Here is a 15692-nt window from a genome sequence, read left to right on the forward strand (position 1 = left end):
GAACGGGTACGACAGGAATCAGCGGCCGCGCTGCGTCCGGTACCGCTTGATCAGTGTGTTGGTCGACGAGTCGGCGTCGTCGGCCGGCGTCTCCCGGGAGGTGAGTTTCGGCGCGAGCTGGTTGGCCATCACCTTGCCGAGCTCGACACCCCACTGGTCGAACGAGTTGATCTCCCAGATCACGCCCTGGGTGAACGTGATGTGCTCGTAGAGGGCGACCAGCTGCCCGAACGTTGCGGGGGTGAGCCGCTCGGCGAGAATCGTGGTGGTCGGGTGGTTGCCCTGCATGACCCGGTGTGACGCCACCTTCGGGTCGGTGCCCTCGGCCTGGACCTGCTCCAGCGTCCGCCCGAAGGCGAGCGCGCCGGTCTGGGCCAGGAAGTTGGACATGAACAGGTCGTGCATCTCGCCGATGTCGTGGTTGGGCACGCTGAAGCCGATGAAATCGGCCGGGATCAGCTTGGTGCCCTGGTGGATCAGCTGGTAGAAGGCGTGCTGGCCGTTGGTGCCCGGCTCGCCCCAGAAGATCTCGCCCGTCTGGAACGTGGCCGGCTCGCCCGACAGGCGCACCGACTTGCCGTTGCTCTCCATGGTCAGCTGCTGCAGGTAGGCGGCGAACCGGTGCAGATACTGCGCGTAGGGAAGGACGGCATGCGACTGGGCGCCGAGGAACGTGTCATACCAGACGTTGATCAGGCCGAGCAGGGCCGGCACATTGCGCTCGATCGGCGTGCTGCGGAAGTGCTCATCGACGGCGTGGTAGCCGGAGAGCATCTCGGCGAACCGCTCCTTACCGATCGCGATCATGACGGCGAGGCCGACCGCGGACGGCAGCGAGTAGCGGCCGCCGACCCAGTCCCAGAAGCCGAACATGTTCGCCGTGTCGATGCCGAAGTCACCGACCTTCGACGCGTTGGTGCTCACCGCGACGAAGTGCTTGGCGACCGCCGACGCGTCGCCCCCGAGACCCTCCAGCAGCCAGGAGCGCGCCTCCTTGGCGTTGGTCAGCGTCTCCTGCGTGGTGAACGTCTTGGACACCACGATGAACAGGGTGGTGGCCGGGTCGAGGTCGCGCGTCTTCTCGAACAGGTCGGTGGGGTCGATGTTCGAGACGAAGCGGCACTCGATGTCACGCTGGCTGAAGTCCTTCAGCGCCTCGTACGCCATGACCGGGCCCAGGTCGGATCCACCGATGCCGATGTTGACGATCGTCCTGATGCGCTCGCCGGTGTGGCCCTTCCACTCCCCCGACCGCACCTTCTCGGCGAAGGCGCCCATCTTGTCGAGGACCTCGTGCACGTCGGCCACCACGTCCTGGCCGTCGACGACCAGCGACGCGTCGCGCGGCAGGCGCAGCGCGGTGTGCAGGACGGCGCGGTCCTCGGTGATGTTGATGTGCTCGCCGGAGAACATGCCGGTGATCTTCTCGCTGAGCCGCGCCCGTTGCGCCAGCGCGAAGAGGGCGCTCAGCACCTCGTCGGTGACCAGGTTCTTGCTGTAGTCCACGTAGAGTCCGGCGACCTCGGCGGCATACCGCTCGCCGCGCTGGGGGTCACTGCCGAACAGGTCGCGCAGGTGCACCGCGGCGAACTTCTCGGCCAGCCCCTGAAGGGCGTGCCACTCGGCGCTGTCGGAAACGTGATCGCTCATCTCTCCCACTCCGAACCTGGACGACGCACAAATCGTGGCACGATCCGGTGCCCGCCACCCGCGAACCGGCCGCACGGTCGTGTCCTGTCCGCGAGGTTAGTCCTCCCGACAACCCCATGCGGCGCTGGTGTCCTTCTTCTCACTTCCGTGAACCCTGTACCCGTCGGGACCCCTTCCACACGCGCGCGGGCCCAGGTCGGACGGCCGGCGGGACTCCGGATCCGGACGGCCGGTCGTAAATGTCGTACCCCGCCTCTAGGTTCTGCGCATGGTTTCCGCGGCGTACTCGTACCTCGGCTCGTCGGCCCTCGACGACGGCCTCACCCTGCAGACCTCCGGTGGTCCCGCAGCGCACCCCCGCTTCTTCACCGGCTTCCTCACCGACCCTGGCGCCGCGGCCACCGGCCTGTTAGCGGTGGCCGAGGTCGCCCGCACCCGATATTTCCGGCCCCTGCCACCGGCAAGCCTCGATCCGGTCGTCACGGCCGGCTCCGACCGGCTGCGGTTCGAGTCGTTCTCCGGCTGCTGCGGCGTCTACGCCCGCATGGACGTGCTGCCCGAGGGCCTCGACGGCGACATCGTCGCGCACGGCACCACCAACGTCGACGTCAACGTGCCGCTGCAGCGGGCGCTGACCCGGGTCGGCCGGGCTGATCCGATGCACGTCGCGGTCGGGCCCGACGATCTCACCGTCACCACGTTCGACGGCAGGCTGGTGGAGAGGAAGGTGCCTCTGCCGTCTCGCTGGCTGCGCGGGTTCGCCGAGGCTCAGGTGCTCACCGCCCGGTTCGATCCACGTGCCGAGATCGGCGTCGCCGAGGCCCGCATCCTGCTCAACCGGCTCCCGGCCACCGACAAGTCGATCCTGTGGGCGGTCCCGGCGGGGCGCTCGCTGCGCTTCACCTCTCGGCCGGTGCCGGGCGCGGTGTGCCTGCCGGGCGCCGGGCGGCTGGCGGCTCTCAAACCCTTCCTTCGGTACGCGACGCGCCTGCACGTGTACGGCCCGGCTGTCGTCGCGGGCAGTGGCCCGGTGGCCAGCACGTGGGAGCTGAGCATGCCGTCGCTCCGGTTGTCGCTGACCCTCTCCCCCGAGCCGTACCGCGGGTTCTCCGGTGAGGGCGCCGTCCTCGACGCCCTGGTCAGCGACGAGGCCGTCGACGACGCCGACCTGGTCAGCGCCCTGCTGTCGTGGGATCCGACGATCGACGTGGACGCGCTGGCCACCGCCTCCGGGCTGGACGCCGGCCGGGTCCGCGACGCGCTGACCCAGCTCGGGACGGCCGGGCGGGTCGGCTACGACGTTGCCGAGGCGGGCTACTTCCATCGCACGCTGCCCTACTCGGCGGAGGTGGTGGAGCGGATGAACCCGCGGTTGGCCGGAGCCCGCGCCCTGGTCACGGCCGGTGCGGTCACCGCCGGGCCGGAGGTGTCGGTGGTCCGCAGCGGCGAGGAGACCTACCACGTCCGTGACGCCACGTCGTGCACGTGCCCGTGGTGGGCCAAGCACCGTGGCGAGCGTGGTCCCTGCAAGCACGCTCTCGCCGTCCGCATGGTCCAGGCCGGCGCGGTCACCGAGGACGCCGCGGAGGAGGTGGCGGCGTGACCCTCGATTGGGAGAGCGTGGACCGGCGGTCACGCAGCGGCGACCAGCCCGGGGTCGCCCGCCTGCTCCTGGCCGTCGGCGAGCCCGAGCGGCTGGCGTTCGCCAAGGCGGTGGAGGCCGGGATCAAGGGCACCGACCCGGACGTGAGGTGGCGATCCCACGTCGATCCGGCGCCGGGATATGCGCTCGCCGTCATCGGGACCGCGCCGACCGCCGCCCGGGCGGCGACCATGCTGCTGCGGCGCGGGCTGCGCGACTCGTGGCAGCGGATCCAGTTCGAGCGGCTCACGCAGATCGCCGACGCACGGCAGCTGGACTGGCTGGGCGAGCTGGGCGAGCGGCTGTGCGCCCGGCTGCCGACCCGCGACGTGTGGGATGGCGCCGACTGGGCGTTCGCCGCGCGGATCCTCGAGGCCGGAAAGGCGCAGCCGCCGGTCACCGAGGGTGTGGTGCGGGGCTGGCTGGCCCGGTTGATCCGGCCACGAGGCAAGCGGCTACCGCCGTTGTCGATGCGGATGCGCGACGACCCGTACCTCGATCTGCTTCTTCCCGGGGTGTTCGAGATCGACGGCATGGGCGCCGACATCTACAACGCCACCTGGGGTGAGGCCTCGGCGCCGCCGAGGTCGGGGATCCGTTTCCACGAGGCGGTCGCCGCGCTGGTCGCCGAGGGCCGCCTGGAGCGCAAGACCATCCTGGCCGCCATCGCGGACCGTCTGGCCCGCGGCGACAAGCCGACCGCGTTGCGCCCGTTCGTGCTGCTGCACGACGAGCTGGCGCCGACGGTCGACGAGATCGCCGCGCACGCGCTCGACTACGCCCGCTTGCTCGCCGAGGGGCCGGGGCCCATCGCCACGGTGGCGCAGCGTTGCCTGCGCTCCCTCGACGACACCGGCCGCCTCGACCTCGACACCCTCCTCGAAGCCAGCCTGCCGGCCCTGCTCCGCAAAGAGAAGACGCTCGTCAAAGCCCAGATCACTTGGCTGGAGAAGGCGGCGGGGCGCGAGCCGGAGCGGGCCGTAGAGGTGTTCGAGACGATCGCGGCAGCCTTCGGTCACCCGGCGCTGGACATTCAGGAGCGCGCCCTCACCGTGATCATCAGGCATCTGCCGGCCCTGCCCGCCGACGCCGTGGCCCGGCTCGCCGACGCGTCCGCCGCCCTGGCCGGTGACCTGCCCGCGCGGGCGGCCACCGTGTTCGGCACGGCCGTCGTCGCCGAGACCGTGCCGGAGCTGCCGCCCTTCGCCGGGCCGGCCGCGATGCCGGCGCCGATCACCACGGCCGCCGAGCTGGCCGAGGAGATCGCGGTCCTGGTGCACGAGGAGTCCGGGGTCCGGTGGGAGCAGGTGCTGGCCGCGCTGGTCGCCCTGCACGCCGACGGCCGGCGCGACGAGCTGGCCGCCGTGCTGACACCGCTGCTGGAGAGATATCCGGGCGAGCTGGGCGAGCACTCGTGGAACGTGGGCGAGCCACTGGCGTGCCTGGGCGTCGCGATCCGGGTGGCGACGGGTCTCCCCCGCGACCACGACACCCACCGGCAGCTGTATGGCGCGGTGCGCACCGCCTGGCAGGAGGGTCGGCGGGGCGGCTCCGGCTCGGAGCTGTCCAGCGCCCCCGACGGGGTGCTGGCCCTGCGGGTCGCCGAGATCGCGGTGCACCTCAACGGCTCGATGATGCCGATGCTGGTGGCCACGCCCACCCACGTGAACGGCAGCCTCGACCCGGAGGTGCTGTCGGACCGGCTGTCCCGGGCCGAGGGCGAGGGCTGGCAGCCGTGGCCGTTCGACCTGGAGCAGGCCCTGCTGCGCCTACCCCGCAACGGGGTGCCGGCCGAGGTGGTGGCGGGAGCCGGGGCGCTGACGTCACCGGCCGGGCGGCAGTTCGCCCAGTGGCTCGCCGGTGGCGGCCTCCCTGACCCGGTCAGCGAACTGTTCGTGCAGGTGCCGGCGAGCAACGGGCACGGCTTCGTGTGGGGCCTCGACCTGCCGCGGCGGATGGCGGCGACGCTGCGCCCGTCCCGTGACGGCGGCCTGCGGCTGGAGCGGCAGTTGCTGACACTGGACCCGCCGAAGCACCCCGAGTGGGCGCCGCAGCGGTTCGGGAGGCAGCCTGGTGTGCTGTCCATGGTGCTGCCACACCATCGGGAGGTGGCCGCAGCCTGGGCCATCGGCGAGCTGGCCGCCCTCGCCGACCAGGACCAGCGAGACAACGGCCGGCTGCTCCCCCTGCTGACCGAGTGCAGCGGGCCGGTCGGCCCGGCTCTCACCTACGGCCTGGCGTATACGTTCGGCGCCAAACAGGAGTCCGACCGCGCCGCCGCCGTCGACGCGTTCCTGGTGCTGGCAGCAGGCACAAACCCGTTCGCCCACGCGGTCGGCGCGGCTCTGGCCGACCTGGCCGCGGACGGCTCGGTGAAACTCAACCGCGCGCTGCCCGCCCTGACCGACGCCCACCGTTCCGGTGCGTCCGCCGCGATCTGGGAGCTCCTGACAGCGGCGCTGCCACCGCTGCTCGCGGCCGGTCACCGGGCCGTCCCCGACATGCTGGAACTCGCCACGCAGGTCGCCGTGGCGATCGGCGCCCGATCCGCGATTCCCGGCCTGGCCGAGGCAGCGGCCCGACCAGGCTCCTCCCGCCTGGTCCAGGAGGCGAAGCGCCTGCATTCCGCCCTCGCCTCCTGACCCAACGTCCACCCGTGGGCGCCGCTCCCCCGGCGCCCGCGGGCGGACGGTGCCGGCCACCCGCGACCGGGTCCGTCACCCGGCCGCCTTCAGGTGCCGGGGCGGGCGCCCCATCCGACCGGCTGCGGCTGCGGCCGCGCCTCGTGACCGGCCCTGACCAGTCCTGGCCGCCCACCCACGGCCGTGCCCCATGATGTTCCCCTGACCAATCTCGGTCCCTGCCATCCCCGGCCGCCCACCCATGGCAGGGCCGCCTCCGGGTCCCCATCCAGGGCACCCATCCTGATCAACCGCGACCGCGGCCGTGCCTCATGACGGCACCCTGACCAGTCGCGATCCCCGCCACCCCCGGCCGGCCACCCACGACAGGGCCGCCTCCGGGTCACCATCCCAGGCGCCACATCCCGATCGACTGCGACCGCGGCCGTGCCTCACGACCGCACCCTGACCAGTCGCGATCCCCGCCACCCCCGGCCGGCCACCCACGACAGGGCCGCCTCCGGGTCACCATCCCAGGCGCCACATCCCGATCGACCGCGACCGCGGCCGTGCCTCACGACCGCACCCTGACCAGTCGCGATCCCTGCCACCCCCGGCCGGCCACCACCGTTTCCGTTCCCTCCGGCGACGGTCGGGCGCTTGTCGAGGCGAGCCGGGAGGGTTGGTCGTCTGCGGCGCTCCCCACGAATCCGAGCGTATGACGGCCATGACCGGCCCGGCGCATGGCGGCCATGACCGGAGACGCGCCTCTGGGTGGAAGCGACCATTCCGGCACGGCAGAGCGCCGTTGGGCGAGAGCGCACGGGCCGTCAGGCACGGCGCCCCTCGGCGACAAGTGAGTCGCCGGGCACGAGGCCGCACCCGTCGCCCAGCACGATCATGCGGACACGATTCGGTGGCTGAGCGACGGCCGGCGGGCTGCAGGCCCTCATTCCGAAGCTTTCGAGAGGGCGCGGGCCATCAGCGCGGCCGTGCCTGACGGCTGCCAGGCGCGGGCCGCCCGACACGGACCGCCCGACACGGACCGCCCGACACGGACCGCCAGGCGCGGGCCGCCAGACACGGGAGCGCGCCCTCGGGTGAGGGCGCGCGGCCGTCGGGGTGGGGTTCGGGTCAGGTGGCCAGGAAGGACCTGATCTGGGTGAGGATGACGGTGTCGGTCAGGTAGCCGAGGTGGGTCTGGCACGCCACGTAGTTGTTGGTCGCGCCGCTCAGTGTGGTGCTGGTGTAGGGGATGATGATGCCGTCGCACGGGGAGTACCAGGTGGCGTATCGGGTGCTGCCGGGCGTCTCGTCGCCGGCGCTCAGCGTGTTGACGAACGAGGACCCGGGATACATCTGCTGGCAGGTGACGTAGATCAGGCAGGCACCCGCGTAGGTGGTGCCGTGGTTGGCGCCGGCGATCGATGCCAGATGCCGGACGTACTGGGCACCGCCCAACTGCTTCAGATACCACTGGCTGACCAGGCCGCCCATCGAGTGGTTGACGATGTCGACCTGGGCGGCGCCGGTGCGGGAACGGACCTGGCTGACGTAAGCGGCCAGCCCCTGTGCGTTGGTGATGTTGTTGCCGTAGGAGTCGTACTCGTAAGCGAAGAGCTGACTGCTCGGGTAACCGCCGGCGCGGAACACCGACATGGCGGTGGTCCAGTTCGAGGCGCTCCCGGTGTAACCGTGCACGAAGATCACCGGGGTGCCGGGCGCGGCGGCCGCCGGCAGGGACGGGCTCAGGGATAGCGCGGCCAGCACAGCGGTAAGGAATACGACGAGACGACGCATGAAACCTCCAGGGGAAGTCGGGGGTTTCTGCATCGTCAGTGCAAAAGATATGAACGAGCATCGGTGAAATTGCCAGCGATCGATGTTTGCCCATGTCGGGCGACAAGATGCGCGCGCCGTGTAGCGACGGCAGCCAGCGGCACCGGCGCCGCGATCCAGCGGCCATGCAAAGAGCAGAGGAACAGCCGAATGACCAACCGCCACCAACCCGGAAAGCGGGACGGACCGACGACAGACCGGAAGCGCCACGGGCCGACGACAGACCGCAAGCAGCGCGGGACGACGGCAGACCGAAAGGCGGCGCGGAGGGGTCGGTGAGTCCGGAGACGCGGGTTGGGCTGACCGTCGCGGGAGGGTCAGCCCGCGCCGCAGCCCCGGGGCGGGCCGCGGCGTAAGGGCGGAGCAGAAGCCCAGGGCGGAACAGACAGCCAGCGAGAAGCAAGACCAGCGCGATGCAGACGGACAAGGCGAAGGAGAAGCCCAGGGCGAGGCAGGCGGCCAGGGCGAGGCAGGCGGCCAGGGCGAGGCAGGCGGCCGGGGCGGGGCGGGGCGGGGCGGGCGGTCAGCCGGAGCGGCGGATCTTTCGCATCAGCATCGCCCAGACCCCGAAGCCGGAACCCACGTCGCCGGTGATGGCGCCGGCCGCGGAGCCGGTCAGCAGGGCGTTGGCGCAGTCGGGACAGACCTCGCGGCCGGTGATCGTCGTGGTGAACGGCTCGCTGACGCGGCGGCCGCAGTCGGGGCAGTCGCGGCCTGACAATGCCATGGTCGCCTCCGGTATCTGGGGCGTCCCAGCGTACGGCCGCGCCGCACCCGGTGAACCTCTATTCCTCGCCGGCGGCGGGAGCCAGGATCCATTCGACCGTGATGGTGGCCGACAGACGCTGGCGGCCCGGCTCGATCGGGACGGACTGGTCCTTCAAGGCCAGCGCCGCGGCCATGTCGTCCCTCTGGCCGGGCTCCGAGTAGCCGTACGCCGCCTCGCTGATCTTGACCACTCGGCCGAGGGGGCGGCCGGCCGCGCGGGCGTACAGCTCGGCCTTGTCGTGGGCGTCGGCGAATGCCTTCTTCCGCGCCTTGGCGATCAGGGCGGCGTTCTTCTCGATCGTGAACGACACCCCGTTGAGGCGGGCCGCGTCGCCGCCCGCGGTTATGGCCGCGGTCATCAACGGGCCGGCCTTCGGCAGGTTCCTGATCGTCGCGTTGAGGCCCTGGCTCACGGTGTAACCGGTGACCTTGCCGGTGTCGTCGGTTGTCGAGTTGATGCTGACGTTCGCCGTCTGCAGGTCGGCGCGGGCCACACCGGCGCCCACGAGGGCGTCACGCATCCGGGTGGCCGCGGTGAGCGCCTGTTCCAGGGCCGTGCCGACCGTGGCGGCGGTGGTCTCGACTCCGAAGTCGGCGCTGAGCGTGTCGGGCTCGCCGGACACCTCGCCCGTCCCGGTGACCAGCACAGTCTCCCGAGCCGGGTCACCGGCCGTCACAACCCCGCCACGAGCGCCGGAGCGTGCGACCGCCGGAGCCGCACCACGAGCGCCGGAGAACCCGACCGCAGCCGACCGGGCCGCACCACGAGCGCCGGACGATGGATCAGCAGCACGAGAGCTGGAAGAGGTAACCGCACCATCAATCATGGGAGATGACGGGAGCGGGCCGTGGGCGGCGGGCGGTGCCGGGACGCGGGGCGCGGCGCAGGCGGCGCCGGCGGCGAGTGACTCCGCGGACAGCACGCCTACCGTAGCCAGCACGAGCGCGGGAGCGGTGACACGTAAACGATTCATTTCTCCACCTTTTGCGAGGATTTACACCCTATTCAAAGTGGCTCGAGTAGCACGGCAACGGGATTGGCCGCATCTCGACACGTCAGGGCGAAGGGGCCGCGACATGACGCGGGACGAGTGGCTGCGTACTGTATGTCGGTCCCAGTCCGCAGACGTCGATGGGCCTGATCGATGAAGAGTCCGCTGCGCCCCGGCGACCCGCACTCGCTGGGTGGCTATGAGCTACTGGCCCGGCTCGGCGAGGGCGGCATGGGGTCGGTCTTCCTGGGGCGGCGCGACGGCGGCCCGCTGGTCGCCATCAAGATCATCAAGGCGGAGTACGCCCACGAGGAGGAGTTCCGGGGCCGGTTCCGCAGTGAGGTGAAGCGGGCCCGTCAGGTGCCGCCGTTCTGCACCGCCGCGGTTCTCGACGCCGATCCCGAGCACCGTACGCCGTACCTGGTAGTGGAGTACGTCGACGGCCCGAGCCTGGACGAGGTCGTGACGCGGGAGGGACCGCTGGGCGACAGCCGCCTGCACGGCGTCGCGGTCGGGGTGGCCACGGCTCTGACGGCGATCCACGGGGCGGGCGTGATCCACCGGGATCTCAAGCCGCGCAACGTGCTGTTCGCGCTGGGCTCGCCGAAGGTGATCGACTTCGGGATCGCTCGGGCGCTGGAGGTGACGAGCCAGCACACGCACCCGGATCAGATGGTGGGGACGGTCGCCTACATGGCGCCGGAACGGTTCGACGGCATCCACCGGGACATCACTCCGGCCGCCGACGTGTTCGCGTGGGGCGCCGTGATCGCGTACGCGGGCACCGGCCGCACCCCGTTCCGCGCCGATTCGCCGGTCGCGGTCGCGGCGCGGATCCTCACCCAGCCGCCCGACCTGACCGGGCTCACCGGACCGCTGGCCGACCTGGTGGCGCTCGCCCTGTCGAAGGATCCGGAGGACCGTCCGACCGCCCACGAGCTGCTGAATCTGCTGCTGGCGCAGAACACCGACCCGAACTCGTTCAGCCGGCCGCCGACTCTCGATCCGCGTCTGCGGGAGGCGGCGGAGGCGGCGCAGCTGTCCGGTCACCACGTGTCCGGCGCGGGGAAGCGGCCCGGTCTGCCGGTTCCGGCCCGGAAGCCGCGACGGCGCCGGCTCACGGCGGTCGTCGCCGGCACCGCCGCCGCGACCGTGCTGATGGCCGGTCTCGGGCTGTTCAGTCGCAACGCCGTCGAGGAGGTCGACTCGGTGGACGGTCCGGACACGATCACTCAGGCGGCGATGCCGGTTCCCGGTGCGGTGCGCGGCCCGTGGGTGGTGGACGCTCTCGACCGCCGCGGGCAGTGGAGGGATCTCACCGACGACAACGACGGGCAGTGCTCCTTCAAGGACGGCCTGGTCATGACCACGACGAGCTTCTCGCTGATGTGCCCGGGCCCGGGCGAGACGTTCGCCGGCAACCAGTCGATCTCCGCGGGTGTCACCGTGTCCGGTGCCGGGTCCTGTGCCGAGGTGCAGTTCCGGGCGGTGGGTGCGAGCTCGTACTGGCTGGACCTGTGCCCGGAGACGATCCGGATCCGGCATCAGGGCGCGGTCCAGACCACCACGCTCGGCTCGGAGGAGTCCGATCTGTTCGCGCCGGGGCAGCGCCGGCTCGTCGCGTTGCGGCTACTCGACGAGCAGGCCTCGGTGTCGGTCGACGGCACGGTGGTCCTCGAGGCGTCGCTGTCGGATCCGAGCCTGCTGGCCGGCAAGGTGGCTTTCGGTGTCGGCCCGACCGATGCGACGCGCAACGACGAGAAGAAGGTCGGCGCGGTCGTCCGCGATGTGGAGATCAGGCCGATCGAGGACGCCGAGTCGGAACCGGACCCGTCGAGGCCGGCGTTCACCGATGTGCGGACCGGCGCGACGAAGTCGATCGTGAAGGTGCGGGCGTACCTTCCGAAGACCCGGTCGATCGTCGTGGAGCCGGTGCTGTTCATGACCGGCGAGGAGTACTGCGAGACGTTCGGCCTGGAGCCCTCCGCCGACGCGCCCTGCGAGCATGCCTGGGTGACCGAGGACAGCCGGATGACCGTCACCCTGTCCACCTCGGCCACACCGAAGCTGACCAGCACGTTCGACGAGCCGGACCGCTGCGCGGGCACCCCGGTCACGGTCGGCACCTGCACGATCACCGCCGCCAAACTCGCCACCCGCCTGGGCACCGAGGGGCTCGCCGAGATCACCACCAAGGACGGCGTGGTCACCGCGATCGCCGAGGTCTACACCCCATAGAGGAATTCAAAGACCTCAAAAACCGGCATGGGGGTACGGTCGAACGGGTCCCGTGCCACTGCTGAGGCATAGTCGGCTCTACCGGTGACGGGCGGGATCAACCCGGATAACACTTTCCCGGCCCGCGCCCACTAATTGCGTACCAATGGACGGTCTTTTCTTTTCTTTGTTTTAAGTGCCTGTCCGGCGCCCACGCGCGCTGCCTAGCATTTCGGCGGCCGTCAGTCGCGCATGTCAGGGAGTCACCGTGCCGTCCTCCGCATTCCCCGAGCCGCCCCCGGCGCCCGGCCGTCACGCCCGGCGTCCGCGGGGCGCAGCCGTCGCCGCCGCCGGAGTGGCCGTCGCCCTGATCGCCGGGGCAGCCGTGTGGATGACCAGGCCGGACGCCGGGTCCGGCAATGTGCCACCGGCGCAGGACGCGGCCGCCAGCCGCCCCGCGTCCGCACCGGAGAGCGCCGCGGGCACAGCGTCGGCCCCGATCGCCGCGTCCGGCCCCACGAAAGCGGCCGTGTCGGCCTCGACGAAGCCGACCGCGCCGCAGGTGGTCGCCAAGGGCGGCTGGATCCCCGTCGACCAGGCCGTCTGGGGTGAGCAACTGGCCGACTACGAACGCACGAAGGCCGACCCGCCGGTCAACGCGGGCAACCTGCCGGAGTTCCGGGCCGACTGCAAGTACAGCCACCGCGCACCCGACGACCCGATCGTGGCTCCGGGGCTGCCCGGCGCCTCGCACATGCACTCGTTCGTCGGTAACAAGGCGGTCGACGCCCACACCACCGCCGCCGATCTGATGAAGTTCACCGCCACCAGTTGCAAGCCGGTCGTCGACCATTCCGCCTACTGGGTGCCGACGCTTTACGAGGCCGCCTCGAAGAAGCCGGTCGAGACCACCGGTTTCCGGGTCTACTACCGTTCGCTGCGGAAGAGCTCGACCGGTGTCGTGCCCATTCCGAACGGCCTGCGAATGATCGCCGGTGACGCCAAGAAAAAGGTCCCGACACCGCGGGGCGCGCAGGGCCAGTTCTACTGTGCCTTCTACGGTCCGGGTGACATCGACGGCTATGCGCGCAGCGAGAACGGGAACTGGCCGATATGCGCTGAACCGGCGAGCCTGCATTTCATGCTGCAGTTCCCGGACTGCTGGGACGGCAGGCACCTGGACAGCCCGAACCACAAGGACCATGTGGCGTTCGGCAACGACGCGGGCTGCCCGGCCGCCCATCCGGTGCGGATCCCGGCGCTCACCTTCGACATCGCGTACGGCGCGAAGGGCTCGAAGGCCGGCTACCACCTGTCGTCCGACCCGGACGGGCGCAGCGCCTCGTCGATGCACGGGGACGCGTTCGTGATGTGGGATGTCGACGCCGTGAACCAGCGTGTCCGCAACTGCATCGCCCAGCGCCGGACCTGCAACAACGACGGCTACGACCCGTTCTCGTACTGAGTGGCCCGCGGAGTGCTCAGGAGCCGGTGACCCGTACTCCGGTGAAGGTGGCGTCGGCGCCCCAGGCCCGGACGGCGACGCCGCCGCATTCGACCTCGGGCAGGTCGTAGGCGGCCAGCTCCCGGCCGTCGACGCTGACGGTCATGGTCGACCCGACCGACGTGACGGCGACGTGGCGCCGGGTCCGCAGATCCGGGGCCGGTGTGGGCGCGACGTCGACCGACCAGGCCCCGCCGGGCAGTTCCACCGGGCGCACGACCGGGCCGGGCCGGCTGCTGACGTCGGCGGTCTGCCACTCGTACTGGACGGAGTAGCCCTGTGGCTGGTCGTCCGGGAGGGTGCTGCGAGGGGCGACGGCGATGCCGTAGTTGTCGCCGACCGGTTTCACCTCGACGTCGAACTCGACGGTGGAGGCGCAGTGCCGGGTCGGCGACCAGAAGCCCCAGAGGTGCTTGAATCGGTCGGCGCCGGCCGGCGGGCTGATCGACAGCGTCTCCGGCCCGGCGGTGGCGGGGAAGTCGGCCCACTTCCGCCCGAAGACGGCGAAGTCGACGTCCTCGACCGCGCCCGGCCCGACCGAGCCCGGCCCGACCGACGACCCGCCCGGCCCGACCGACGACCCGCCCGGCCCGGCAGAGGACGCGCCCGGCCCGGCGAGAGCCGCCGGCTGCCGCTGCCGCGATCCGTCCGGCCACAGCGTCCAGACGGCCGCGCCCAGGACGGTCGTCATCGCCGCGGCGGTCAGTGCCCGCCCCACATGCCGCCGCGCCCGGCCGACGGGAAGGGCCGGCTCCCCGGCCAGGGCCGCGGCGATCCGGTTGCTCCAGGCGACGGGTCCCAGCCCGGCCCGGAACACGGGATCCGGCGACAGATACCGGCTGATCAGCTCACGTACGCCCGCGTCACCGGCCGCCTCCGCCCACGTGGCGACGGCGAGCCTCCGGTCGACCTCGGCGTGGTAGCCCGGGTCCTCGGCGCTGGGCGGCGGCTCGCCGACGAGGAGGTGGTAGGCGACCGCGCCGAGCGAGAACAGGTCGGAGGCGGCGGTGCGTGGCCGTTCCGGCGCGGCGAGGACCTCCGGCGCCGCGTAGGGCGGGGTGCACAGACCCCGCCGGGTGGCGTCCGATCCGAGCCGGGTGACCGCCCCGGTGTCCACGAGAACCAGCCCCCGGTCCGCGGTGACCAGGCAGTTCCCGGGTTTGATGTCGCCGTGGACGATCGGGTTGTTCTCAGTGCGGGTGACCGAGTGCAGCAGGTCGATCGCCTCGGCCAGGTCCCGGATCCAGCCGGTGCGCTCGGCGACCGGCACCGGCCGCGCGCCGAGGACGGCCGTGGGCGGCGTCCCGTCGATCCATTCCATGACGAGGTACGGGGTTCGGAACACCCGCGCCGGGTTACGCGCCGTGCCGGCCCCACCGAGGAAGAGCTCGCGCACCCGGACCAGATGCGGGTTGTCGGGCAGCCCACGCAGCAGGCCGACCTGGTCGTCGAGGTGCGGCCAGGTCCCGTCGTGCGGCCAGGACCGATCGGCTCCGGCCGGGCACCGGTACTCCTTGACGGCGACCAGGCGCGTCGATGCCCGGCCCCGCCCGGCGAACCGGGCCCGGTAGACCGTCCCCTCGACACCGCCCCCGACGTGCTCGAGACGCTCGTAGGCCGCCGGGGCGTGTTCCGGGCCGATCCAGAGCCCGTGGTCGGGAACCGGCGGTGGGACGTAGGCGGGCAGCGGTGTCGCTGCGGAGGCGTCGGTGGACGCGGCGGTGTCCGGCGCATGATCAGGAGTCATCCGCGATCCGTTCCAGATCGCCCTCGGTGACGTTGCCGGACCGGATCGCCCAGTGGGCGAGCCGCTCGACGGTGATCAGGTCGGGGATGTCGTGTTCGTGGGTGAGCCAGGCCCGCAGCTCGTCGAGGTTGTTGCGGATGGTCTTCGCCCGGTACGGGTGCCCGTGGGCGGCGAGCAGTTCCTCCATGGCGGCGTAGGACGGCACCTGGCCGCGGGGGCCGGACGAGGTCATCACCGGCAGGCAGAGCGCGGCGAGGAAGAACCGGTGCCGGGGCCGCATCGTGGCGATCCGCTGGAATCCGGCCGTCGGCGCCGATCCGTCGGCCCGTGACGGCCGGTCGCGGGCCACGCCGAGCGGCCGCAGGTCGATCGTGATCCGGTAGTCGGCGACGGCCCCGGTGAGGCTCAGGCGTACCAGCGGATGCGGGTGGGTGCCGGTGACCATCATCGGGAGGATCTCGTATCCCGGGCCGGGGAACGTCGACACGGTCAGCGTCCGCTTGTCGCTGAGATTGTGGATGAGCACCCCGTCGTCGCGGCACTCCAGCATTCCGGCCGTACGCGGCACCCGCCGGTCCTCCGGGCAGTGGCCGATGCGCAGATCGTTGCCCACGGCACGGCCGAAGCTCAGCGACCGCCCGGCGGCGAGCCTGCGGGTGAAGTCACCGGAGGTGATCAGCGCCGCCGGGGTGGGTTCGTCGGATACGGTCAC

Annotated in this window: 10 protein-coding genes; 4 read left to right on the forward strand and 6 right to left on the reverse strand. The window is 71.7% G+C overall.

Translation table 11 applies throughout. The features are described 5' to 3' along the window. Positions 1–18 precede the first annotated feature (18 nt). Entirely contained in the window at positions 19–1650 is a 1632-nt protein-coding gene (gene pgi / locus ACQPZW_RS33540; RefSeq protein ID WP_433790021.1) for a glucose-6-phosphate isomerase, read from the reverse strand. Between the two features lie 268 nt (positions 1651–1918). Between pgi and ACQPZW_RS33545 the strand changes: the two genes are divergently transcribed. Then, a complete protein-coding gene (locus ACQPZW_RS33545; protein WP_433790022.1) occupies positions 1919–3253 on the forward strand; it encodes an SWIM zinc finger family protein in 1335 nt (444 codons plus the stop codon). Beyond that, positions 3250–5934, forward strand: coding sequence for a DUF6493 family protein (locus tag ACQPZW_RS33550; protein WP_433790023.1), 2685 nt, complete (start codon positions 3250–3252; stop codon positions 5932–5934). Before ACQPZW_RS33545 ends, ACQPZW_RS33550 begins: the two co-directional genes overlap by 4 nt. Before the next feature lie 1113 nt (positions 5935–7047). On the opposite strand, the gene ACQPZW_RS33555 is transcribed toward ACQPZW_RS33550, so the two are convergent. The 3 genes from ACQPZW_RS33555 to ACQPZW_RS33565 all read right to left on the reverse strand — a co-directional run bounded on the left by ACQPZW_RS33555 (position 7048) and on the right by ACQPZW_RS33565 (position 9197). Next, positions 7048–7713: an esterase/lipase family protein gene (locus tag ACQPZW_RS33555; protein ID WP_433790024.1), complete on the reverse strand. Its 666-nt coding sequence runs from the start codon at positions 7711–7713 to the stop codon at positions 7048–7050. 562 nt (positions 7714–8275) lie between these two features. Next, complete coding sequence (locus ACQPZW_RS33560) at positions 8276–8479, reverse strand: hypothetical protein (protein WP_433790025.1); 204 nt, start codon at positions 8477–8479, stop codon at positions 8276–8278. A 58-nt stretch (positions 8480–8537) separates the two neighbouring features. Then, a complete protein-coding gene (locus tag ACQPZW_RS33565) occupies positions 8538–9197 on the reverse strand; it encodes an SIMPL domain-containing protein (RefSeq protein ID WP_433790026.1) in 660 nt (219 codons plus the stop codon). A 468-nt stretch (positions 9198–9665) separates the two neighbouring features. Between ACQPZW_RS33565 and ACQPZW_RS33570 the strand changes: the two genes are divergently transcribed. Together ACQPZW_RS33570 and ACQPZW_RS33575 are read left to right on the forward strand one after the other, a co-directional pair. Next, positions 9666–11750 (forward strand): serine/threonine protein kinase, encoded by a 2085-nt coding sequence (locus ACQPZW_RS33570; RefSeq protein WP_433790027.1) that lies wholly within the window; start codon positions 9666–9668, stop codon positions 11748–11750. A 247-nt stretch (positions 11751–11997) separates the two neighbouring features. Then, positions 11998–13194: a DUF1996 domain-containing protein gene (locus ACQPZW_RS33575; RefSeq protein WP_433790028.1), complete on the forward strand. Its 1197-nt coding sequence runs from the start codon at positions 11998–12000 to the stop codon at positions 13192–13194. A 16-nt stretch (positions 13195–13210) separates the two neighbouring features. Here the strand turns inward: ACQPZW_RS33575 and ACQPZW_RS33580 are convergent, their stop codons facing one another. Further along, positions 13211–14980 (reverse strand): protein kinase domain-containing protein, encoded by a 1770-nt coding sequence (locus ACQPZW_RS33580; RefSeq protein ID WP_433790029.1) that lies wholly within the window; start codon positions 14978–14980, stop codon positions 13211–13213. Next, entirely contained in the window at positions 14970–15692 is a 723-nt protein-coding gene (locus tag ACQPZW_RS33585) for a hypothetical protein (protein ID WP_433790030.1), read from the reverse strand. The genes ACQPZW_RS33580 and ACQPZW_RS33585 overlap by 11 nt, the downstream gene beginning before the upstream one ends.

Origin of the sequence: Actinoplanes sp. CA-252034 (assembly GCF_050956125.1) — a bacterium.
Lineage (GTDB): Bacteria > Actinomycetota > Actinomycetes > Mycobacteriales > Micromonosporaceae > Actinoplanes.